Origin of the sequence: Pseudomonas sp. RA_15y_Pfl2_54 (genome assembly GCF_963971015.1) — a bacterium.
Taxonomy (GTDB): Bacteria; Pseudomonadota; Gammaproteobacteria; order Pseudomonadales; family Pseudomonadaceae; genus Aquipseudomonas; species Aquipseudomonas baetica_A.
This window is the reverse complement of record NZ_CAXAPN010000019.1, coordinates 47,724-70,470: the sequence shown is the minus strand read 5'-3', so window position 1 is coordinate 70,470 and position 22,747 is coordinate 47,724. Positions and strand designations below refer to the sequence as shown.

22 protein-coding genes are annotated in these 22,747 nt (G+C 60.2%); 10 read left to right on the top strand and 12 right to left on the bottom strand.

Annotated elements, in window-relative coordinates; genetic code table 11:
* Positions 1-43: 43 nt before the first annotated feature.
* From AACY50_RS15570 to AACY50_RS15545, 6 genes are all read right to left on the bottom strand, one after another.
* Positions 44-826 carry an N-acetylmuramoyl-L-alanine amidase gene (locus AACY50_RS15570; protein ID WP_339538811.1) on the bottom strand — a complete coding sequence of 261 codons (783 nt, stop codon included), beginning with the start codon at positions 824-826 and terminating at the stop codon, positions 44-46.
* 101 nt (positions 827-927) lie between these two features.
* On the bottom strand, positions 928-2,997 hold the full coding sequence (locus tag AACY50_RS15565) for a GGDEF domain-containing protein (protein ID WP_339538810.1): 2,070 nt from the start codon (positions 2,995-2,997) through the stop codon (positions 928-930).
* On the bottom strand, positions 2,994-3,872 hold the full coding sequence (locus AACY50_RS15560; RefSeq protein ID WP_339432363.1) for an endonuclease/exonuclease/phosphatase family protein: 879 nt from the start codon (positions 3,870-3,872) through the stop codon (positions 2,994-2,996). The genes AACY50_RS15565 and AACY50_RS15560 overlap by 4 nt, the downstream gene beginning before the upstream one ends.
* A gap of 14 nt (positions 3,873-3,886) precedes the next feature.
* Entirely contained in the window at positions 3,887-4,528 is a 642-nt protein-coding gene (locus AACY50_RS15555) for a thiol:disulfide interchange protein DsbA/DsbL (protein ID WP_339432364.1), read from the bottom strand.
* 200 nt (positions 4,529-4,728) lie between these two features.
* Entirely contained in the window at positions 4,729-5,334 is a 606-nt protein-coding gene (locus tag AACY50_RS15550; RefSeq protein WP_339432365.1) for a c-type cytochrome, read from the bottom strand.
* Positions 5,335-5,366: 32 nt separating this feature from the next.
* Entirely contained in the window at positions 5,367-5,672 is a 306-nt protein-coding gene (locus AACY50_RS15545; RefSeq protein ID WP_339432366.1) for a c-type cytochrome, read from the bottom strand.
* Between the two features lie 179 nt (positions 5,673-5,851).
* On the opposite strand from AACY50_RS15545, the gene yihA reads away from it, so the two are divergent.
* Positions 5,852-6,496: a ribosome biogenesis GTP-binding protein YihA/YsxC gene (gene yihA, locus AACY50_RS15540; RefSeq protein WP_123455004.1), complete on the top strand. Its 645-nt coding sequence runs from the start codon at positions 5,852-5,854 to the stop codon at positions 6,494-6,496.
* A 333-nt stretch (positions 6,497-6,829) separates the two neighbouring features.
* Here the strand turns inward: yihA and polA are convergent, their stop codons facing one another.
* The gene (gene polA / locus AACY50_RS15535) at positions 6,830-9,634 is read right to left on the bottom strand and encodes a DNA polymerase I (protein WP_339465412.1); all 2,805 of its coding nucleotides are present in this window, start codon (positions 9,632-9,634) and stop codon (positions 6,830-6,832) included.
* Between the two features lie 74 nt (positions 9,635-9,708).
* On the opposite strand from polA, the gene AACY50_RS15530 reads away from it, so the two are divergent.
* Entirely contained in the window at positions 9,709-10,005 is a 297-nt protein-coding gene (locus AACY50_RS15530; protein WP_339465414.1) for a DUF2782 domain-containing protein, read from the top strand.
* A 61-nt stretch (positions 10,006-10,066) separates the two neighbouring features.
* Positions 10,067-11,020 carry a homoserine kinase gene (locus tag AACY50_RS15525; RefSeq protein WP_339432370.1) on the top strand — a complete coding sequence of 318 codons (954 nt, stop codon included), beginning with the start codon at positions 10,067-10,069 and terminating at the stop codon, positions 11,018-11,020.
* 99 nt (positions 11,021-11,119) lie between these two features.
* On the opposite strand, the gene znuA is transcribed toward AACY50_RS15525, so the two are convergent.
* Positions 11,120-12,040, bottom strand: a complete 921-nt coding sequence (gene znuA / locus AACY50_RS15520; RefSeq protein ID WP_339432371.1) for a zinc ABC transporter substrate-binding protein ZnuA — start codon at positions 12,038-12,040, stop codon at positions 11,120-11,122.
* 66 nt (positions 12,041-12,106) lie between these two features.
* Between znuA and AACY50_RS15515 the strand changes: the two genes are divergently transcribed.
* The 4 genes from AACY50_RS15515 to AACY50_RS15500 are packed head-to-tail and all read left to right on the top strand — an operon-like array spanning position 12,107 to position 14,906.
* Entirely contained in the window at positions 12,107-12,589 is a 483-nt protein-coding gene (locus tag AACY50_RS15515) for a Fur family transcriptional regulator (protein ID WP_339432372.1), read from the top strand.
* Positions 12,589-13,374, top strand: a complete 786-nt coding sequence (gene znuC / locus AACY50_RS15510; protein WP_339432373.1) for a zinc ABC transporter ATP-binding protein ZnuC — start codon at positions 12,589-12,591, stop codon at positions 13,372-13,374. The genes AACY50_RS15515 and znuC overlap by 1 nt, the downstream gene beginning before the upstream one ends.
* Complete coding sequence (gene znuB / locus AACY50_RS15505) at positions 13,367-14,155, top strand: zinc ABC transporter permease subunit ZnuB (RefSeq protein ID WP_339432374.1); 789 nt, start codon at positions 13,367-13,369, stop codon at positions 14,153-14,155. The genes znuC and znuB overlap by 8 nt, the downstream gene beginning before the upstream one ends.
* A gap of 37 nt (positions 14,156-14,192) precedes the next feature.
* Positions 14,193-14,906, top strand: a complete 714-nt coding sequence (locus AACY50_RS15500) for a PA5502 family lipoprotein (protein ID WP_339432375.1) — start codon at positions 14,193-14,195, stop codon at positions 14,904-14,906.
* A 124-nt stretch (positions 14,907-15,030) separates the two neighbouring features.
* Here the strand turns inward: AACY50_RS15500 and katE are convergent, their stop codons facing one another.
* Positions 15,031-17,172 (bottom strand): catalase HPII, encoded by a 2,142-nt coding sequence (katE, locus tag AACY50_RS15495; RefSeq protein ID WP_339432376.1) that lies wholly within the window; start codon positions 17,170-17,172, stop codon positions 15,031-15,033.
* A gap of 262 nt (positions 17,173-17,434) precedes the next feature.
* Here katE and AACY50_RS15490 point away from each other — a divergent pair, with 262 nt between their 5' ends.
* The 3 genes from AACY50_RS15490 to AACY50_RS15480 all read left to right on the top strand — a co-directional run bounded on the left by AACY50_RS15490 (position 17,435) and on the right by AACY50_RS15480 (position 19,968).
* Positions 17,435-18,442 (top strand): methionine ABC transporter ATP-binding protein, encoded by a 1,008-nt coding sequence (locus tag AACY50_RS15490; RefSeq protein ID WP_339432377.1) that lies wholly within the window; start codon positions 17,435-17,437, stop codon positions 18,440-18,442.
* Entirely contained in the window at positions 18,442-19,116 is a 675-nt protein-coding gene (locus AACY50_RS15485; RefSeq protein ID WP_221732278.1) for a methionine ABC transporter permease, read from the top strand. Before AACY50_RS15490 ends, AACY50_RS15485 begins: the two co-directional genes overlap by 1 nt.
* Positions 19,117-19,194: 78 nt before the next feature.
* Positions 19,195-19,968, top strand: a complete 774-nt coding sequence (locus tag AACY50_RS15480; protein ID WP_339432378.1) for a MetQ/NlpA family ABC transporter substrate-binding protein — start codon at positions 19,195-19,197, stop codon at positions 19,966-19,968.
* Between the two features lie 175 nt (positions 19,969-20,143).
* Here AACY50_RS15480 and AACY50_RS15475 read toward each other — a convergent pair whose 3' ends face one another.
* The 3 genes from AACY50_RS15475 to AACY50_RS15465 are packed head-to-tail and all read right to left on the bottom strand — an operon-like array spanning position 20,144 to position 22,742.
* Positions 20,144-20,779: an SCO family protein gene (locus tag AACY50_RS15475; RefSeq protein ID WP_339432379.1), complete on the bottom strand. Its 636-nt coding sequence runs from the start codon at positions 20,777-20,779 to the stop codon at positions 20,144-20,146.
* Positions 20,776-21,675, bottom strand: a complete 900-nt coding sequence (cyoE, locus tag AACY50_RS15470; protein WP_339465418.1) for a heme o synthase — start codon at positions 21,673-21,675, stop codon at positions 20,776-20,778. The genes AACY50_RS15475 and cyoE overlap by 4 nt, the downstream gene beginning before the upstream one ends.
* Complete coding sequence (locus AACY50_RS15465) at positions 21,663-22,742, bottom strand: COX15/CtaA family protein (protein WP_339538809.1); 1,080 nt, start codon at positions 22,740-22,742, stop codon at positions 21,663-21,665. Before AACY50_RS15465 ends, cyoE begins: the two co-directional genes overlap by 13 nt.
* Positions 22,743-22,747 lie beyond the last annotated feature (5 nt).

Below are 22,747 nucleotides of genomic sequence, written 5' to 3'. Positions count from 1 at the left end.
AGCTGCTGATTGCGCATTTGCCCTGACCGTCGGGCGGGCGTCATTATTTTGTCTGGTTGAGTACCAGCAACAGTGCTGCCGTTTGCGCGTCCGGTGTGCCGTCGAAACGCGCGGGGCGGAAATGCATCTGGAACGCAGCGATTACATGACGCGTCGCAACGTCCAGTTCGCCGGTCTGCGGAGTGTCGTAACCCAAATGGGCCAGTTGCTCCTGGAACCAGCTGATGCTCGGCAGTTCGCGGCTGTTGAACAGTGCCTGCTGACGGGCCACGGCTTGTTTATTGGGCCACACGCCAAGGCCTTGTTCGGCGAGTCGCTTCCAGGGGAACAACGGCCCCGGATCGAGCTTGCGCAAGGGCGCAATGTCGCTGTGACCGATGATGTGGCGTGGGCTGATGCCATTACGCTTGCTGATGTCCTTGAGCAGAACGATCAAGGCTTGAATCTGCGCTTCGCTGTAGGGATACCACAGGCGTCCGGTCGGGGTGTCCTTGAAACCCGGATTGACGATTTCGATACCGATGGAGCTTGAGTTGAGCCAGGTGCGGCCCTGCCATTGGCTTTCGCCGGCGTGCCAGGCGCGCTGACGTTCATCCATCAATTTGTAGACCGTCGCGTTTTTATCATCACCAATCAGGTAATGGCTGCTGACTTCGCCGTGGGTCAGCAATTGCAGCGAGCGCTCAAGCGAAGCGGAGGTGTAATGCACGACTACGAACTGGATGCGGCTGTCGTGATTGGCTGAAGGATGGCTGGTGTCGTAACGCGGGCCGCTGGCACAACCGGCAAGAACGAGCAGTGACGCGAGGAGGGCAAAGAATTTCATGGCAGAGGGCAATACACGCAAGTCAGTAATGCAACAGTGTAACGTACTGACTTGCGTCTAGATGATCAGCGGGTGGATTTAAACAAAATGGAACAATTTGCTCAGCCCAGTTCGATCCGGTTGCGCCCGGCATCTTTCGCGCGATAAAGCGCCTGATCGGCTCTTTTGATGACGAGATCGCTGTGTTCTCCCGCTCTGAACGAGGCGAGTCCCATCGAAAGGGTGATCGTGACCCGTTCGCCCTTGAAGTGGAACGGACACGCCTCGACGGCTGCCCGCAGGGTTTCCAGCAATTTTGCGCCGACCGCTGGCGGGGTGGCCGGTAGCAGCAGAACGAACTCTTCGCCGCCGAAACGAGCGATGAAGTCAGAGCCGCGCAGACGCTTGCGCAGCACGGTGGCGATGATCTTCAGCACCTTGTCGCCGGCCAGGTGGCCATAGTTGTCGTTGATCCGTTTGAAGTGATCAAGGTCGAGCATCGCCAGGCTCAAGGTGTTGCCGTGTTGCTGCCATTGCTTGATTTCATGTTCGAGGCGTTCGCTCCACGCGGCGCGGTTGGGCAGGCCGGTGAGCGGGTCGATCAAGGCCTTTTGGCGTTGTTCTTCAAGGTGCTCGCGAAAGCCCTGAGCCTCTTGTTCCATATGGGCCACACGTTCGGACAGACCTTTGAGTCGCGCCGCCACTTCCTGCTCGCGGGCATCGCGCTGCTTCTGGTGCTGATCCATGGTGCCGAGCAAACCTTCTAGATGGTTTTCCAGCACTTGCTTGAGGTCATCCAGATCTGCCGCTTCCTGCACGCTGGTCTGCAAGCCGTCGACTTGCTCACGGATCTGCGTGTCCATGGCCCGCGCCGCCGAGCTGTTGTCGGCATGGCCATCGCTGGCGGCTTGCAGGTTGCTCTGGAATGCTTCGAGGCGTTCGTTGAGTTGCTGCAGATACACTTCAAATTCGTGCTGGCCACTGTCGGTGATGGCCAGCATCAACGTCGCGAGATCGTCGAGGATCGGGATCAATTCGTACCAGTTCAGGCCGTGCTTGAGCCGGTCGCGCATGGCTTCGGCTTGCGGGCGGTGACGTTCGGGCAGGGTCAGGTCGTCGAGCAGGCCGATCAGCGTGTCTTCGATGTGCTTGGCCACCGAGCTGTAGGACGGCTCGGGGGAGTCAGGCAGAGCGAACAGGATATCGTCCTCGGATTGCTCCGGGTCGATGGCTGCCAAGGCCTGAGCGATTGGCTCGGGCAAGGGCAGGCTGTCGAGGATCATCGGCGTTGGATCACCGGGGTGGATCAACTCGTCGGGGTTCAGGTTTGCGGGGATGACCGGGGGCGGAGCTGGCGCGCCAATGACTTCAGGCTCAGGCTCGATTATTTCTGCTTCGGTCGGGGCGCTGACCACTTCAACGGCGACCTTGGGCGGCACAAAGGCGAGTACTTGCGGTTCGGCCTGAATCGGGGTCGTTGGCGCGGGTGTTTCGATCGCTACGGCTGGCGCTGCTTGCTCAAGCACAGGAGCCGCAGGCAGTGGTTCGCTGATGTCGGTGGGAGCGACCGCTATGGGCTCGGACTCGGGCGCCGCGGCGGCGAGCGACGGCTCTTTGGGTGTTTCCTGCGCAGGCGCTTCTGGGGCTGACGCTGGCGTCTCCTCAGTGTCACGACTGCCAAACAAGCGTTGGAACAATCCCGGGCGCCCCGGTTCTGCCTGCGTCTCCAACTGGCTCAAGGCTTTGCCTTGCAAACCGCTCAGCTCACTCAGCAGCAGCGGCATTTCGCGGGCCTGACCCACCCGGCCGTCCAATTGTTTGGCGAATTTTTTCAGCGGTTGAGCGACGTCCCTTGGCAACGGCAAGGATTGCAACTGAGCGACCAGCGCGGTCAGCGCGGTGCTGACCTGTTCAATCCGGGTTTCGCGACGCTGCTCGGAATCGAGCACGGCTTTTTCCAGGCGTGGCAACAGGGCGGCGAGGCCGGCATCCATGTCGTCGGTGCGCACCACGTCGCGCATCTCTTTCATGCATTGATCAACGACGCGGTCGGTGCCTTCGGCCGCCAGCGTGCTGCGCACCAGCCCACGACGCAGCAAGTCGAGCCGGGCGGCCCAGCGGCGCTCAAGTTTGTCCTGTTGTTCGATGCTTTTGAGGTACTTCTCTTTCCAGCGCTGGGCGTCGTCGCTCATTCAGGGGTTCCGCGAGGGGCAGGACTCAGCGCGGGGAATGCATCGGCCGTGAGCGAACCCGGCAAACGAATCTCCACCGCGACCGGCAGGTGATCGGAAATCGGTTGGGCCAGCACTTCGACCTTTTCCAGGGTCAGGGTCGGGCTGAGCAAAATATGATCAAGGCAGCGCTGAGGTCGCCAGCTGGGGAATGTCGCTTCCACCTGCGGGGCCAGCAAGCCGAGATCGCGTAACGGCGAGTGTTGCAGCAAATCGCTGGCATGGGTGTTCATGTCGCCCATCAACACCTGGTGCTTGTAACCACCGATCAGCTCGCGAATGTAGGCCAGTTGCAGGCTGCGCACGCGCGCGCCGAGGGCCAGGTGCATCATCACCACCACCAGCGCTTCCGGCCCTTCGCCGAAGCGCAGCAGGATCGCGCCGCGACCTTTCGGGCCGGGCAGCGGGTGATCTTCAATCGCCCATGGGCGCAGACGACTGAGCACGCCATTGCTGTGCTGAGCCAGTCGGCCGAGGTTGCGATTGAGTTGTTGATACCAGTAAGGGAAGGCGCCGAGGTGGGCCAGATGTTCGACCTGATTGACGTAGCCTGAGCGCAGGCTGCCGCCATCGGCTTCCTGCAGGGCGACCAGATCGAAATCGCCGAGCAGGTCGCCGATCTTTTGCAGATTGCCTGAGCGCCCGGTGTGCGGCAGAAAATGCTGCCAGCTTCGGGTCAGGTAATGGCGATAACGCTCGGTGCTGATGCCAACCTGAATGTTGAAACTGAGCAAGCGCAGACGCTGGTCTGCTGGCAGACCCGTAGACGCCAGGTGATGCTCGTTGACCTGCGGATCATGCAGGCCAACGATGCGTTCGGTTTTCCAGCGGCGCATGACGGTTGCCGCGCTTAGTTGGCAGCAGCCTTGTTAGCCGCTCGCTCTTTGGCGACCAGTTGATCAGCCAGTTGCAGAGCCTGCTCGGCACCACCGGCGGAGCCGATGTCGAAGCGGTACTTACCGTTGACGATCATGGTTGGAACACCGGAGATTTCATACTTCTTGGCCAGTTCTTTGGCTTTGCGGATCTGACCTTTGATGGCGAACGAGTCGAAGGTTGCCAGGAACTTGTCTTTGTCCACGCCCTGGGTGGCGAGGAAGTCAGCCATGTCGTTCTTGTCGGTCAGCTTCTTGTGTTCTTTCTGGATGGCGTTGAATACCGCGGCGTGAACCTTGTGTTCGACGCCCATGGCTTCCAGGGTCAGGAACATCTGACCGTGAGCGTCCCATGGGCCGCCGAACATGGCAGGAATGCGCACGAAATTCACATCTTTAGGCAGCTTTTCAACCCATGGGTTGATCACGGGCTCAAAGGCATAGCAATGCGGGCAGCCATACCAGAACAGCTCGACCACTTCGATCTTGCCAGGCTCTGCCACTGGCACCGGATTAGCCAGTTCAACATAAGGTGCGGCAGGGGCTTCAGCGGCCTGGGCGGTCACGCCGAACAGGCTGGCAGCGACGAGGGCGGCGCTGATGATCAGATTACGCATGCTTTACTCCTGGACAATTTGGGTCGCCTCGCGCGACCTGTTTTCTGACAGGTCCTGGCGGGCATGAGTTCTGTAGTGTAACGGCAGCGGCCACAAAAAAGGGCGGCCAAAGCCACCCTTTTTATACTTGCTGGGAAGGATTAATCGAGCGTTAACGTTGCAGGCGATGTGCATCACCCGCAACGCTCGAATCAAGGCGATCAGTGCAGGCCTTGAATGTAGCTGGAGACTGCCTCGATGTCCTTGTTGCTGAGCTTGGCAGCGATGCTGCGCATGATCATGGTGTCGCCATCGTTGGTGCGATCACCCTCACGGAAATCGGTCAACTGCTTGGCGATGTACTGAGCGTGTTGGCCACCCAGATGCGGGAAGCCGGCAGCTGCGTTGCCAGCGCCATTGGGCGAGTGGCAGCCGATGCACGATGGCATGCCTTGATCGAGCTTGCCGCCACGGAACAGCGCTTCACCGCGCGCGACGAGCTTGGGATCCGCTGCACCGACGCTGCCTTTCTGGCTGGCGAAGTAGGCGGCGAGGTCGGCCAGATCCTGATCGCTCAGGTTGGTCAACAGGCCGGTCATTTCCAGAACCGTGCGCTTGCCCGACTTGATGTCGTGCAGTTGCTTGGTCAGGTAGCGTTCACCTTGACCCGCCAGTTTCGGAAAGTTTGGCGCCATGCTGTTCCCGTCCGGGCCATGGCAGGCGCCGCAAACGGCGGCTTTTGCCTGGCCGGCGGCGGCATCACCGGCAGCATGGGCAAAGCCTGAGATTCCCACGGTCAACAGCAGACTCACGATCAATTTGTTCATCAGCTAATCCAACTACGGCTAAGGGTTAAGAGTTATGGGCCGGGCTTACTCTCGCTCATCCAAAGGATGATGGCCTGGTAATCCTCGGCACTGCAGTCCATGCACAAACCACGCGGCGGCATCGCCTTGAAACCCTGGGTCACGTGTTGCACCAGCGTCTCCATACCTTTCGCCAACCTCGGCGTCCAAGCCTTCTGATCGCCTCTTTTGGGCGCCATGGGGAGTTGGCCGGAATGACAGGCACCACAAACACGGTTGTACACGGCTTCCGGTTCCTGTGTAGCCTGTGCGCTGTAAAGCGGTATCAGGACTCCGGCAGCCAGCAGCCATTTCGTCATAAAACGACCTTTTCAGGGTTGAGAGCGTTCTGCGTTCTAATGCGCAATCAAGGTCTGTCGCTCTCCTGAGCTTCATCCTACGCTGGGACAAAGCACACACAAAATCTGCGGCATTATATACTGGCGTCACTGAAACGGAAGCGACACCGCGTTCCGGCGCCGCCCACATCGGAAATCTCATGCAACTCAAGAATCCCATCCTCGGCCTGTGCCAACAGTCCACGTTCATGCTCAGTGCCGCCAAAGTCGATCAATGCCCCGACGACGAAGGCTTTGAAGTGGCTTTCGCCGGTCGTTCCAACGCCGGCAAATCCAGCGCCCTGAACACCCTGACTCACGCCAGCCTGGCGCGCACCTCGAAAACCCCGGGGCGCACGCAACTGTTGAACTTCTTCAAGCTAGACGATGATCGGCGTCTGGTCGACCTTCCGGGCTACGGTTATGCAAAAGTGCCGATCCCGCTCAAGCAGCACTGGCAGCGTCACCTTGAGGCTTACCTCGGTGGCCGCGAGAGTTTGAAGGGGTTGATTCTGATGATGGACATCCGTCATCCAATGACCGACTTCGACCTGTTGATGCTCGACTGGGCCGTTGCGGCCGGCATGCCGATGCACATTCTGCTGACCAAGGCCGACAAGCTGACTTACGGCGCGGCCAAGAACACGCTGCTCAAAGTGCAGTCGGAAATTCGCAAGGGTTGGGGTGATCTGGTCACTATCCAGCTGTTCTCGGCGCCAAAACGCATGGGCCTGGAAGAGGCCTACACTGTGTTGGCAGGCTGGATGGAACTGGCTGACAAGGGCGCTGAAGCAGCGGCTGAGTAAGTGATTGCAAAATTGTCAGTGGCGCATTCTGGCAAGGGCGTCGCAGGCAATTTTTGGGCAAAAAAAGCCCCGGATTTCATTTGGGGAGGGAGAAATTCCGGGGTTCAAGTTCCGAACCGCTAGGGCGGGGTTCAGATATCTGCCAACACTTAACACAACATAGGAGCATCGAAGGGCTTCACCAGCCATTCAGTAACTCTGAGTCGTGTTCTTCCAGATTAGTTCAGATTTTTTTCAAAAAGCTTTGGAATAACCCCAAGAGCTTTTCGGACTAAGCGCATTTTCCGGGCTCTGCCGCGACGTCATGCCGCAGCAGAGCCGGTTTCAAATGGCTCAGTGAGCCTCATCCCAGTTGTTGCCCACGCCGACTTCCACCAGCAACGGCACATCCAGTTTCGCCGCTTCGCTCATGTGCACGCGAATCTCGGCGCTGACCTGCTCGACCAGATCCTCGCGAACCTCCAGCACCAGTTCATCGTGCACCTGCAGGATGACTTTGGCGTCCAGTCCGGACGTCGCCAACCAGTTGTCCACCGCCACCATGGCTTTCTTGATGATGTCCGCTGCGGTGCCCTGCATCGGCGCGTTGATCGCCGTGCGTTCGGCGGCGGCGCGTTCCTGTGGCTTGTTGGAGTTGATCTCCGGCAGGTACAGGCGCCGACCAAAGAAGGTCTCGACATAACCTTGATCCGCCGCTTGGGCGCGGGTGCGATCCATGTATTCGCGAACACCTGGATAACGGGCGAAGTAGGTATCGATGTAAGCCTTGGCGGTCTTGGTGTCGACGCCGATGTCCTTGCCGAGTTTCTGTGCGCCCATGCCGTAGATCAGACCGAAGTTGATCGCTTTGGCGCCGCGGCGCTGGTCGGAAGTGACTTCGTTGAGCTCCACCTTGAACACTTCGGCAGCGGTTGCGGTATGCACGTCCAGATTGTTGCGGAAGGCGTTCATCAAACCTTCGTCCTTGGACAGGTGCGCCATGATCCGCAGTTCGATCTGCGAATAGTCAGCCGCCAGCAGTTTGTAGCCTTTTGGCGCCACGAACGCCTGACGGATGCGCCGGCCTTCAGCGGTGCGTACCGGAATGTTCTGCAGGTTCGGATCGCTGGAGGACAAACGACCGGTCGAGGCCACCGCCTGATGGTACGACGTATGGATGCGCCCGGTACGCGGGTTGATCTGCTCCGGCAGGCGATCGGTGTAAGTGCTTTTCAGCTTGCTCATGGAACGGTGTTCCATCAGCACTTTCGGCAAGCGGTGATCGTCCTCGGCCAGTTTCGCCAGCACTTCTTCAGCGGTGGATGGCTGGCCCTTGGCGGTTTTCTTGAGTACCGGCAGGCCGAGCTTCTCGTAGAGAATCACGCCCAGTTGCTTGGGCGAGCCAAGGTTGAATTCTTCCCCCGCGATCTCGAACGCTTCGCGCTCCAGTGCGACCATTTTGTTACCCAGTTCAATACTCTGGATGCCGAGCAGTTCGGCATCGACGAACGCCCCTTGGCGCTCGATGCGCGCCAACACCGGTACCAGCGGGATTTCGATGTCGGTCAGCACGCTGGCCAGGCTTGGGATCGCGCTGAGTTTTTCGAACAACGTCTGGTGCAGACGCAGGGTGATGTCGGCGTCTTCGGCGGCATACGGCCCGGCCTGCTCCAGCGCAATCTGGTCGAACGTCAGCTGTTTGGCGCCTTTGCCAGCGATGTCCTGGAAACTCACGGTGGTGTGGTCCAGGTACTTCTGCGCCAGGCTGTCCATGTCGTGACGGGTGGCGGTGGAGTTGAGCACGTAGGACTCGAGCATCGTGTCGAAGGCGATGCCGCGCACGGTGATGCCTTCGTTCTGATCACCGCCGATGGCGCAGTTGGCCAGGATATTCATGTCGAACTTGGCGTGCTGGCCGACCTTGAGCTTGTTCGGGTCTTCCAGAATGGGCTTGAGCGCGCGCAGCACGGTGTCACGATCCAGTTGCTCAGGCACGCCGATGTAGGAGTGGGTCAACGGGATGTACGCCGCTTCGTTGGCCTGCACGGCGAACGACAGACCGACCAGTTGCGCCTGCTGCGCGTCGATGCCGGTGGTTTCGGTGTCGAAGGCGAACAGCTTGGCGCTCTTGAGTTTTTCCAGCCAGACGTCGAAACGCGCCTGATCGAGGATGGTCTCATAGGCGGCTTGGGCCGGAGCGGCCGGGGTCTCGGCCTCTGGCGTGCTGAACAGATCGCCCGCCGGCTCAGGCGCCGCAGCGCTGCTCAATTCCAGTCGTTTGGCGTCTCGATCGAGATCGTTGATCCAGCTCTTGAACTCCAGGAGCGTGTAAAGCTCGTAGAGCTTGGCCTGATCTTCGGCGCGCATCTGCAAATCGTCGAGTTCGACGTCCAGCGGCACGTCGATCTTGATGGTCGCCAGTTGATAGGAGAGGAACGCCATCTCCTTGTGCTCTTCGAGCTTGGCCGGCAGGGTTTTGGCGCCGCGAATCGGCAGGGTCGGCACGATGTCGAGATTGGCGTACAGCTCGGTGAGACCGCCATTCACGCCGACCAGCAGGCCGGACGCGGTTTTTGGGCCGATGCCGGGAACGCCCGGAATGTTGTCGGAAGAATCGCCCATCAGCGCCAGATAATCGATGATCTGCTCCGGAGCGACGCCGAATTTCTCCTTCACGCCCTCCACGTCCATCGAACTACCGGACATCGTATTGACCAAGGTAATGTGGCCATCGACCAGTTGCGCCATGTCCTTGTCGCCGGTGGAGATGACCACCGGGCGATCCGCCGCCGCGCTGCTGCGCGCCAGGGTGCCGATCACGTCGTCAGCCTCGACGCCTTCCACGCACAGCAGCGGGAAGCCGAGAGCGATCACGCTCTGGTGCAGCGGCTCGATTTGCACGCGCATGTCGTCGGGCATGCTGGGGCGATTGGCCTTGTATTCGGCGTACATCTCATCGCGAAAGGTCCCGCCCTTGGCGTCGAACACCACGGCGAACGGGCTGTCCGGGTACTGCTTGCGCAGACTCTTGAGCATGTTCAACACGCCTTTGACCGCACCGGTCGGCAGGCCTTTGGAGGTGGTCAACGGGGGCAGGGCGTGGAAAGCGCGGTACAGGTAAGACGAACCGTCCACCAGGACGAGGGGGGCTTGGCTCATGAGCAGAATCAACCTTTTCGGCGGGCCCGGCGCTAGAATAGCGGGACCGTTGACGACAAAGGGACAAGGTTATCATGCGTACGTTAAATCGCTTGCTGCTGGTCAGTTTGATTGCTGTCTCACCGTTGGCCGCAATGGCGGCAGATGATGCGCCGTCAAAGGAGCCGGAAGTTACCATTAACACGCACACGGAAGGCGACAAGGTTATCCAGGAATACAGTCGCAGTGGTTTCGTCTATGCGATCAAGGTCACGCCGAAGGGTGGCAAACCGTATTTCCTGGTGCGCGCCGATGGTACGGACGCGAACTACATTCGCTCCGACCAGCCGGATATGCTGATTCCGTCGTGGGAAATCTTTACCTGGAAGTAAGTTTCCCGACTTTTAATCGGCGTCGCCTGACCGCGACGCCTGAACTGAGCAGTTTTTAACCATGTCTGTGTTCACTCCCCTGGCTCGGCCCGAGCTGGAAACCTTTCTCGCCCCTTACGGGCTTGGCCGTCTGCTTGATTTCCAGGGGATCGCCGCCGGCAGCGAAAACACCAATTTCTTTATCAGCCTGGAGCAGGGCGAGTTTGTCCTGACCTTGGTCGAGCGCGGCCCGGTGCAGGAGATGCCGTTCTTCATCGACCTGCTCGACGTGCTGCACGAAGCCGATTTGCCGGTGCCTTACGCACTGCGCACCACCGAAGGCCAGGCGTTGCGGGAGCTCAAGGGCAAACCGGCGCTGCTGCAACCGCGCCTGGCCGGCAAGCACATCAAGGTCGCCAATGCTCAGCATTGCGCGCAGGTCGGCGAGTTGCAGGCGCATCTGCACCTGGCGACCCAGGGCGAGCGCATGATCAAGCGCACGACCGATCGTGGCCTGGACTGGATGCTGGAAGAGGGCACCGAGTTTCTCTCGCACCTGGCCGACGAGCCGCGTGCGCTGCTGCACAAAGCGCTGGATGAGATCACTGCGCAGAAAGAAAAAATTCTCGCGCTGCCACGGGCCAACATCCACGCCGACCTGTTCCGCGACAATGCGATGTTCGAAGGCACGCACCTGACCGGTCTGATCGACTTCTACAACGCCTGCTCGGGGCCGATGCTGTATGACGTGGCGATTGCCTTGAACGACTGGTGTTCGGACGATGACGGCTTGATCGACGGCCCGCGTGCCCGGGCTTTCCTCGGTGCCTATGCGGCGCTGCGGCCGTTCACGGCGGCGGAGGCTGAGTTGTGGCCGACGATGCTGCGCGTGGCGTGTGTGCGGTTCTGGCTGTCGCGGTTGATCGCGGCCGAACAGTTTGCCGGGCAGGACGTGTTGATTCACGATCCGAAGGAGTTTGAGCAGCGTTTGGCGCAACGCCAGCAGGTTCTCACCCCTCTACCGTTTGCCCTTTAAAAGCTTCGCGAGCAAGCCCGCCACCTTGGTTCTGTGTCATGCACACATCCAAGGTGGGAGCGGGCTCGCACGCGAATGGGCCGACACAGATGGCCGGGTTTAGAGAGACTCCAGGCAGCCGGCCAGATCATTGCCCAATTTTTCCAGCACCTGCTCATACCCCTGAGCAGTCGCCGGGGTGTACCCGCCCAGCGCATCGAGCTCGGCCAGTTTTACCGGCAGACCGGCCACCAGTGTTTCCGCCAGACGCGGGCGCAGTGGCGGCTCGCTGAATACACACGTCTTGCCTATTTCCTGCAAGCGTTTGCGCATTGCCGCCACGTGTTGCGCACCTGGCTGCACTTCCGCCGCTACGCTGAACACGCCGGTGTGCTTCAAGCCGTAAGCGTCTTCGAAGTAATCAAATGCTTCGTGAAAAACGAAGTACGGTTTGCCTTCAATGCTGGCCAGACGCTTCTTGAGCCGCTGATCCAAGGCATCCAGTCGTTCATCGAACGCCTTGGCGTTGTGCTGATAGCGCTCGGCATTGGCCGGGTCGGCGGCGCTTAGATCCGTTGCCATTTTGTCGGCAATAACGCGCGCGTTCACCGGCGATAGCCACAAATGCGCGTCCAGCGTGCCCGGACGGTGATCGTGATCATGCTCATCGGCGTCTTCGGCGTGGGAATGGCTGTCTTGCGCGAAATGACGCAATTTCAATCCCGGCAAATCCTGCACCGCCACGCTCGGCAGCTTCCGACCGCTCAGCACGCGCGGCAGGAACCCTTCCATGTCCGGGCCGATCCAGTAGAGCAGGTCCACCGATTGCACTTTCCGTACGTCGGATGGGCGCAGGGCATAGTTATGTGGCGAGGCGCCCGGCGGCAGCAGCACTTCGGGAGTCGCCACGCCGTCCTGCACCGCCGCTGCAATCAGTTGCAACGGTTTGATGCTGGTGAGGACTTTGACCTCGGCCTGAGCCGAACCGATCAGCAGGAAACTGGCGACAAATGCCGCAAAAACAGAAAAAAGTCGGGACACGATGACCACTCAAGGAGGCGAGAACGGGTAACATAATAACGTCTCTATCAAAACTCGTCGCCGCCCATGCCTATTACACCGATTGCCAGCCGTCCCCACGACCACTCTCATTGCGTGCACAGTGCTTTGTCCGAGGCCGATGCCTTGTGCGCCCAGAAAGGCCTGCGCCTGACCGCGTTGCGCCGCCGGGTGCTGGAGCTGGTGTGGCAGAGCCACAAGCCGCTGGGCGCTTATGACATCCTCGCGGTACTCAGCGAGCAGGACGGCCGCCGCGCCGCGCCGCCGACCGTCTATCGCGCACTGGATTTCCTTCTGGAAAACGGCCTGGTGCATCGCATTTCCTCGCTCAATGCCTTCGTCGGCTGCGTGCAGCCGGAGCACGCGCATCAGGGCCAGTTCCTGATCTGCCGCGACTGCCACGCCGCAATCGAACTTGAACAAAAATCCATCAGCGACGCGATCATCAACAGCGCCAGGGATGTCGGTTTCATCGTCGAAGCCCAGACCGTCGAAGTCGTCGGCCTGTGCTCCGGTTGCCAGGGGGCTTGATGAGCAACGCGCTGATCCGTCTGGAGCAGGTCGCCGTCACGTTTGCCGGGCAGACCGTGCTGGACAACATCGATTTGAGCGTCGAGCCGGGACAGATCGTCACTCTGATCGGCCCCAACGGCGCCGGCAAAACCACGTTGGTGCGCGCCGTGCTCGGGTTGTTGAAGCCGGACAGCGGCAGCGTCTGGCGCAAGCCGAAGCTGCGCGTCGGCTATATGCCGCAAAAACTTCATGTCGACCCGACCCTGCCGCTCTCGGTGCTGCGTTTTCTGCGCCTGGTGCCGGGCGTCGATCGCCCGCGTGCACTGGCGGCGTTGAAGGAAGTGGGCGCCGAACACGTCATCGACAGCCCGGTACAAAGCGTTTCCGGCGGTGAAATGCAGCGCGTGCTGCTGGCCCGGGCGCTGTTACGCGAACCGGAGCTGTTAGTGCTCGACGAACCGGTGCAAGGCGTCGACGTTGCCGGTCAGGCCGAGTTGTACAGCCTGATCACCCGGCTGCGCGACCGCCATGGCTGCGGTGTACTGATGGTTTCTCACGATTTGCATCTGGTGATGAGCACCACCGATCAGGTGGTCTGCCTCAACCGTCACGTCTGCTGCTCCGGGCACCCCGAGCAAGTCAGCGGCGATCCGGCGTTCGTCGAGCTGTTCGGCAAGAACGCGCAGAGCCTGGCGATCTATCACCACCATCATGACCACGCCCACGACCTGCACGGTTCAGTGGTCAAGGGCCCGGTTTCGGGCCAACCCCACGTTCATGGAGACAACTGCAAGCATGGCTGATTTTCTGTTGTATGCCCTGCTTGCAGGTCTGGCGCTGGCGCTGGTTGCCGGGCCGTTGGGGTCTTTCGTGGTCTGGCGGCGCATGGCCTATTTCGGCGATACGTTGTCGCATGCGGCCCTGTTGGGGGTGGCCTTGGGCTTTGTGCTGGATGTCAGCCCGACGGTTGCCGTAACGGTCGGTTGCCTGCTGCTGGCGGTGCTGCTGGTGACGTTGCAACAGCGCCAGCCACTGGCGTCCGACACGCTTTTGGGAATTCTCGCACCGAGCACGCTCTCTCTCGGGCTGGTGGTACTAAGCTTCATGCATGAAGTGCGGATCGACCTGATGGCCTATCTGTTCGGCGACCTGCTGGCGATCAGCCCGACCGATCTGGCGTGGATCCTCGGCGGCAGCGCGGCGGTGCTGGTGTTGCTGGTGACACTGTGGCGCCCATTGCTGGCGATCACCGTGCATGAAGAGTTGGCCAAAGTCGAAGGCCTGCCGGTGGCCGGTCTGCGCATGGCGCTGATGCTGTTGATTGCGGTGGTGATCGCGGTGGCGATGAAAATCGTCGGGGTGTTGCTGATTACTTCGCTGTTGATCATCCCGGCGGCTGCGGCACAGCGTCATGCCCGTTCACCGGAGCAAATGGCCGTGGGCGCAAGCCTGCTGGGCATGCTCGCGGTGTGTGGCGGCCTGGCGCTGTCGTGGTTCAAGGACACCCCGGCCGGCCCGTCAATCGTTGTGACGGCGGCCGCACTGTTTCTGCTGAGTTTTGTTCTGCCCCGTCGAGGGGTGTAGACTTGCTCGCTTTTTGCGCAAATAGAGAGTCGCAGGAATGAAGCCGTTCGCCTCCCGTTATCTGCTCCTTGTCGCATTTTCACTGCTGCTGGGCGCCTGCCAAAGCACGCCACCGGTGGCTGAAGTCGCCGATGCGCGAGCTACGGCCATCGCACAGCTGGAGCAAAGCCTGGCCAGTAGCGAATTGGCCACTGCCGAAGACCAGTTGGCCGCCATGCAGGCCGAAACCCCCAACGATCAATCCCTTGAGCACTATCAGCGGCAATTGGCCGAGGCGTATCTGCGTCGTAGCCAGATCGTGCTGCAGAAGGGGGACGTGAATGCTGCGGCTACCGCGTTGAGCCGTGCGCGTGCGTTGATGCCGAAAGCGCCAGCGCTGACCGGTGGCGTCAACGGTGCCATCACCCAAGCGCGCAAGGCCGAACTGGAAAAGGCCGAAGCAGCGTTGTTGGCAGCCGAAGCCAAGCCGAAAGCCAAGGTGATTGATCCGACCGCCGAGAGCACTACGGTTGCGCTGAACATCACCGATAGCCGCAAACTTCGTCGGCAGCTCGATGCGATCGCCGCCGATGTGGTGAATTACGAATGTGCAGTGAGCATTCAGGCGCCCCGCACCAATGATTACCCTTGGTTGGCGACGTTGCTGACCAAGCGGGTGAAGAAATTGAATCCGGATTTCGATCTGAAAATCGAGAAACAGATTTTGCGCACGGTGCCGGCGCAGATGGTTCTAAGTCCGAAAAAGCCCTAAAAGCTTCGCAAGCAAGCCCGCTCCCACCCTTGATCCTCTGTGCCCACAAATTTTGTGTTCGACGCAGATCCAGAGTGGCAGCGGGCTTGCTCGCGAAGGTGTCCCTTCAGTCAGTGAATGACTTTTAGGCCGCAATGGCTTTCGCCTTAGGCTCGCGTGCCCAAACCCGATGCTGCCCGATCGCGGCAAAGAACGGTTTGGTCAGCGCACCAACATCCTTGCCCTCAAGCAGCCCGGCATCCGCCTCCAGCTTCAGCACATCCAGCAACTGCTTGGCGTCACCCTGCAACGCAATCGCCTTCAAATGCTTGTACGCCTCCAGCAGGTAGTGCAACGCCACGCCGTCACCGCTCAACGCCTTGATCGATGCCGCGCCACCCGGCACGAACACCGCATCAAAGATCACCGACGGCATACCTTCCATCGAGGCATCCACCGGCAGGCTTTTGCCATCAGCGGTTTTGACGGGTGCCGACGTCGGCCCGAGCAGTTTGGCGTGTGCCCCCTCAGCTTCAAGCGCTTTCTTCATGGCATCAATCGCCGCACCATCGACGCCGTTGGCCGCAAGAATGGCTACTTTTCGCGTCTTGATGTTCTCCGGCAACAGATTTGCCTGACTCAGTGCAGGGGATCGGTCCGGTGACGTTTTGCGCACCTCAATCGTGCCTTTGGCTGGCGCCGGCAAACCGAGGTTCTCGGCCACTCGCTTGGCCAGTTCCAGATCGATGTTGGCCAGAATTTCGTTCACCTGCCGCGCACGGATGAATTCGCGCTCGACCTTGCCCAACTCAAAGCTGTAAGCAGAAATGATGTGTTCCTGCTCATGCTTGCTCATGCTGTGAAAGAACAACCGTGCTTGAGAGAAGTGATCGCTGAACGACTCGCTGCGCTGGCGGATCTTGTTGGCGTCAATGCGTTCCGGATAGCTCTCGAAACCACCGTCCTGCGCGCCCGGCGGAGTTTCTTTCGGCCAGCCGCCATCAATCGAGTTCGGCTCGTAGGACGCACGGCCCTTGTCGATCACCGTGCGGTGCTGAGCATCGCGCTGACCGTTGTGGAACGGCGCCACCGGGCGATTGATCGGCAGTTCATGAAAGTTCGGCCCGCCGAGTCGGCTGATTTGCGTATCGGTGTAGGAAAACAGCCGACCTTGTAGCAATGGATCATTGGAAAAGTCGATTCCCGGGACGATGTGGCCCGGACAGAACGCAACCTGTTCAGTCTCGGCAAAGTAATTGTCCGGATTGCGGTTGAGGGTCATTTTGCCCAGCGGCGTGATCGGCACGATTTCTTCGGGGATCAACTTGGTCGGGTCGAGGATGTCGAAATCGAAGTCGTGCTCGTTTTCCTCCTCGATGACCTGCACGCCCAGTTCCCATTCCGGGTAGTCGCCCATCTCGATCGATTCCCAAAGGTCGCGACGGTGATAGTCCGTGTCCTTGCCGGCGAGTTTCTGCGCCTCATCCCACACCAGCGAGCAAGTGCCGGCGGTAGGGCGCCAGTGGAATTTGACGAAGCGCGATTTGCCTTCGGCGTTGATCAAACGGAAGGTGTGGATGCCAAAGCCCTGCATGCTGCGCAGGCTTTTGGGGATCGCCCGGTCGGACATCGCCCAAATGACCATGTGCGCCGATTCCGGGACCAGCGAGACGAAATCCCAGAAAGTGTCATGGGCCGAACCGCCGGTAGGGATTTCGTTGTGGGGCTCGGGTTTCACCGCATGGACGAAGTCGGGAAACTTGATCGCATCCTGAATGAAAAACACCGGCATGTTGTTGCCGACCAGATCGAAGTTGCCCTCATCTGTGTAGAACTTCACCGCGAAACCGCGTACGTCACGTACGGTATCGCCAGAGCCGCGTGGCCCCTGCACCGTGGAAAAGCGCACGAACACCGGAGTTTTCTTCCCCGGATCCTGTAGGAAGCCAGCCTTGGTCAGCGTGGCGTGATTCTCGTAGGCCTGAAAGAAGCCGTGAGCCCCGGTGCCGCGGGCGTGGACGATGCGTTCTGGAATCCGCTCGTGGTCAAAGTGCGTGATCTTTTCACGCATGATGAAATCTTCGAGCAGCGACGGCCCGCGGGCGCCGGCCGTCAGGGTGTTCTGGTTGTCGGCTATTTTTACGCCCTGATTGGTGCGCAGGGCCTGGCCGGTGGCGTCGGAGCGAAACTTCTCCAGGCTGTCGAGTTTGGCGTTGGTGTTGGCGCGATCCTTGGTATCGGTTCCGGCCAGTTGGCTTTTGTCAGCGGTGGGCTTCTTACTGCTCATCAGACGTAAACTCCTCGTTTGACCCCGAGGCTTGCCGGGGGCTCTTGAGTGGTTCCCGGGCACGGCACCCAGGGTTTTCAAGTCGCTTACCTAGTGACTGACGAGGATTTTGAGCGTTCCTTTTTTATGACCTTTGATCTTGTTATTGCCAAATCGAAGGTTAATTGCGAAATAAATGCTAAGAACCTCTATACGGACAGGCTAAAATGCGCGCCCGGCTAAACGCTGATCCTTTTCTAACGCGCCCCACAAGGTTCGCTACGTGATCGAGTTTCAAAACGTCCACAAGACTTACCGCGTCGCCGGTAAGGACATTCCCGCCCTGCACCCGACCAGCCTCTCGATCGAGAATGGTCAGGTCTTCGGCCTGATCGGTCATTCCGGTGCGGGCAAAAGTACCCTGCTGCGTCTGATCAATCGCCTGGAAGATTCCAGCGGCGGCAAGATCTTCGTCGACGGCGAAGAAGTCACCGCGCTGGACGCCAACGGCCTGCGTCGTTTCCGTCAGCAAGTCGGGATGATCTTCCAGCACTTCAATTTGCTCGCGTCCAAAACGGTGGCCGACAACGTTGCGCTGCCGCTGACCCTGGCGGGCGAATTGTCGAGCAGTGAAATCGACAAGCGCGTGGCTGAGTTGCTGGCGCGGGTCGGTCTGTCCGATCACGCCAGGAAGTACCCGGCGCAATTGTCCGGCGGCCAGAAGCAGCGCGTCGGCATTGCCCGCGCCCTGGCGACCAAACCCAAGATTCTGCTCTGCGACGAAGCCACCAGCGCCCTTGACCCGCAGACCACCGCGTCGGTCCTGCAACTGCTGGCCGAGATCAATCGCGAGCTGAAACTGACCATCGTCCTGATCACCCACGAGATGGATGTGATCCGTCGCGTGTGCGATCAGGTTGGCGTGATGGATGCCGGCGTGATCGTCGAGCAAGGTTCGGTGGCTGATGTGTTCCTGCATCCGCAGCACCCGACCACCAAGCGTTTCGTGCAGGAAAGCGAGCAGATCGACGACAACGAACAGCGCGATGACTTCGCGCATGTGCCGGGTCGCATCGTGCGTCTGACTTTCCAGGGCGAAGCGACCTACGCGCCGTTGCTCGGTACCGTCGCCCGGGAAACCGGGGTCGACTACAGCATCCTCGCCGGTCGCATCGATCGCATCAAAGACATTCCGTACGGGCAATTGACCCTCGCCGTCACCGGTGGCGACATGGAAGCGGCGTTCGCCCGCTTCACCGCCGCTGACGTTCACATGGAGGTGCTGCGTTAATGGAACTGCTCAAGACTTTCTTCGAAAACATCGACTGGTTTGAAATCTGGCTGGCGACGGGCGACACCCTGCTGATGCTCGGCGGTTCGCTGCTGTTCACCGTGCTGCTCGGTTTGCCGCTGGGCGTGTTGCTGTTCTTGTGCAGCCCGCGTCAGTTACTCGAAGCCAAAGGCGTCTACGCCATGTTGTCGCTGGCGGTGAACATTCTGCGTTCGCTGCCGTTCATTATTCTGTTGATCGTGATGATCCCGTTCACGGTGCTGATCACCGGCACGTCGCTGGGCGTGGCCGGTGCGATTCCGCCGTTGGTGGTGGGTGCCACGCCGTTCTTCGCGCGTCTGGTGGAAACCGCCCTGCGTGAAGTCGATCGCGGCATCATCGAAGCGACCCAGTCGATGGGCGCGACGACCCGGCAGATCATCGTCAACGCTTTGCTGCCTGAGGCTCGTCCGGGGATCTTCGCGGCGATTACGGTGACGGCGATTACTCTGGTGTCCTACACGGCCATGGCCGGTGTCGTGGGCGCGGGTGGTCTGGGTGACCTGGCGATCCGCTTCGGCTATCAGCGTTTCCAGACTGACGTGATGATCGTCACCGTGGTCTTGCTGTTGATCCTGGTGCAAGTGTTGCAAATGGTAGGTGACAGACTGGTCGTGCATTTCTCGCGCAAGTAACCGGTTTCGTCATTAATAAATGAGCCGGCCATTCGCTGGCAGGCGCCGCAAGCGGGTGCCTCAAATGGAGTTAGCTGAATGAAAAAACTGATCGTTGCCCTCGCCGCCGTGGCGGCTTTTTCGGCCCAGGCAGAAGAAACCCTGACCGTTGCCGCCACTCCGGTGCCGCACGCTGAAATCCTCGAGTTCGTGAAGCCTGCTCTGGCCAAAGAAGGCGTGGATCTGAAGGTCAAAGTCTTCACCGACTATGTTCAGCCGAACGTGCAGGTCGCGGAAAAGCGTCTGGACGCCAACTTCTTCCAGCACCAGCCGTACCTCGATGAGTTCAACAAGGCCAAGGGCACCCACCTGGTGGCTGTGACCGGCGTGCACCTGGAGCCGCTGGGCGCTTACTCCAGCAAGATCAAGGATCTCAAAGACCTGCCAAGCGGCGCCAATGTGGTGATCCCGAACGACGCCACCAACGGCGGCCGTGCGCTGTTGCTGCTGGCCAAGGCTGGCGTGATCAAGTTGAAGGATTCGAACAACATCCTGTCGACCGTCAAAGACATCGTCGAAAACCCGAAAGACCTGAAGATCCGTGAACTGGAAGCCGCGACCATTCCGCGCGTGCTGACTCAGGTCGACCTGGCGCTGATCAACACCAACTACGCGCTGGAAGCCAAGCTTGATCCATCCAAGGACGCGCTGGTGATCGAAGGCAATGACTCGCCTTACGTGAACATCCTGGTGTCCCGCGAGGACAACAAGGACAGCGACGCGATGAAGAAACTGGCTGCGGCGTTGCACAGCCCAGAAGTGAAGCAATTCATCACCGAGAAGTACAAAGGCGCGGTATTGCCGGCGTTCTGATTCAGAACGCGGCAATGAAAAAAGGGGCGCATTCGATGCGCCCCTTTTTTTGCCTGGAATATGGCCCCTGTGGAAGCGGGCTTGCTCGCGAAAGCGGTGTGTCAGTCAGTAGAGAGCTTGGCTGGACTGACGCCTTCGCGAGCACGCCCGCTCCCACCAGGGAACCGTGGTGTCTTTACTTGCGGTTAAGCATCACTGGCAACTGCGCGACAAGCTTGGCGTTGTTCAACGGTGCCCGAATAAACCCGCGCTGTGTCCCGTCCGGCCCGATCACCGCCAGGTTGCCGCTGTGATCAACCGTGTAATTGGGCTTGCTGGTATCGGCCGGGATAAACGGAATGCTCACCGCGTTGGCGACTTTCTGCAGCTCCTCGATCGAGTTCGGCGTCAGGCCGATGAACTGTGGATCGAAGTAGCCCAGGTACTGCTTCAACTGCTTCGGGTTATCGCGATTCGGGTCGACGCTGACCAGCACGATCTGCAACTTATCCACAGCCTCTTTGGGCAACTCGCTCTTGATCTGCCGCAGTTGGGCGAGGGTGGTCGGGCAGATGTCCGGGCAGAAGGTGTAGCCGAAGAACAACAGGCTCCACTTGCCTTTGAGCTCATTGATCGCGACCGGTTTGCCGTCCTGATCGGTCATCGTCACGTCCGGCAGGGTGCGGCTCTGCGGCAGCAGGATGATGCCGGCGTCGATCAGCGCGGTGGGGTCGCCCTGGCCCTTGCCGCTCAGCACTTTGTTAACGGTAAGTCCCAGGATCAGCGCGATCACGGCGACGAGGATGAAGACGGTTTTCTGGGTTCGAGTCATAGGTTCAACAGTAAGTAGTGGTCTACGAGCAGGGCGATGAACAACAGGAACAAGTAATAAATAGAGTACTTGAAGGTGTTGATCGCCGCGTGCGGCCGAGTGCCACGGTACAGCACCACGGCCCATTGCAGAAACCTTGCACCCAGGCCGAGGGCGCAGATCAGGTACAACACGCCGCTCATGTGGATCACATACGGCAGCAGGCTCACCGCGAGCAGGGCGAAGGTGTACAGCAGAATGTGCACCTTGGTGTAGTGCTCGCCGTGGGTGACCGGCAGCATCGGTATATCGGCCTTGGCGTATTCCTCTTTGCGGTGGATCGCCAGTGCCCAGAAGTGCGGCGGGGTCCAGGCGAAGATGATCAGCACCAGCAGTAACGGTTCGGCGCTGACATGGCCGGTGGCAGCGGTCCAGCCGAGCAGCGGTGGCGCGGCGCCGGCGAGGCCGCCGATGACGATGTTCTGCGGCGTCGCGCGTTTGAGAAAACCGGTGTAGATCACCGCGTAACCGAGCAACGAGGCCAGCGTCAGCCACGCCGTCAGCGCATTGGTAAAGGTCAGGAGAATCGCCTGACCAAGTAAGGCCAGCACCAGTGCAAAGGTCAACGCCGCTACTGGCGAGACGCGACCTTCAGCCAATGGCCGTTTGTGCGTGCGCGCCATCACTGCATCGATACGCCGATCCACCACATGATTGACCGCCGCCGCGCCACCGGCACACAGCGCAATACCCAGATTGCCAAACACCAGCACCGTCCACGGCACCCCGGCGCGGGTCGCGAGGAACATGCCGACCAGCGAGGTGATCAGCATCAACACCACGACTTTTGGTTTGGTCAGTTCCAGATAATCACGCCAGATCGCCTGAGTGGGACGTTCGCCAATCAGAATCGCCATGGCGTTTCTCCTTTTAGGGTGATGGGCGCAGCGCAGTGTTTACGTGGGCTCAGGCGCCAGCGCGCAAGCACCGGCTGCTTGACCCGGACCAGACTGGTGCGCGCGTGATAATTGACCAGCACCAAAGTCAGCAACAGCGCTGCGCCGCCGGCGTTGTGCGCCACGGCCACCGGCAGTGGCAGATGGAACATCACGTTGCTGATGCCGAGCGTGATTTGTGCGCCGAGGGCGATCAGCACCAGCCCGGCCAGCCGCGTCATGCCGACCACTTTCAGTTGCCAGGCCAGGCCGAGCAGCACCAGCGTCACCAGCAGCGCGCCGATGCGATGAGTCAGGTGAATCGCCGTGCGCGCATCGCTGTCGAGTTGTCCGCCCAGGTAATTGGGGCCGATGTGTTGAGTCAGGTGAAAACCGTTGGCGAAGTCGGCGGGCGGCAGCCATTGGCCGTGGCAGGTCGGGAAGTCGATGCAGGCGACTGCCGCATAGTTGGAGCTGACCCAGCCACCGAGCGCGATCTGGCCGATCACCAGCAACAATCCGGCAGTTGCCCAATATTGCAGACGTTTGGGCACGGTCAACGCCGGCAGCACGCCGGACAATCTCAGGGTCAGCAAAAACAACAGACTCAGCGTCGCAAAGCCGCCGAGCAAATGCCCGGTGACCACTTGCGGCCAGAGCTTGAGCGTCACCGTCCACATGCCGAACGCCGCTTGCGCGAACACCACCGCCAGGAGAAACAGTGGCAGCTTCAACGGTTGTCCCGGATGACGACGGTTGACCCACGCACGCCCGGCCAGAATCGAAATGAGCAGGCCAAGGGTGCCGGCGAAGTAGCGGTGGATCATCTCGTTCCAGCCCTTGTGCGCCTCCACTGGCGAGTCGGGGTAATGCCGTTCGGCATGGGCCAGTTGGGCTTCGCTTTTCGGCACGCTGATAAACCCGTAGCAGCCCGGCCAGTCCGGGCAGCCGAGGCCGGCGTGGGTCAGGCGGGTGTAGGCGCCAAGCAGCACGACAATCAGTGCCAGCAGGGTGGCAAACAGCGCGAGGCGAAATCCAGGTTTGGCCATGACGA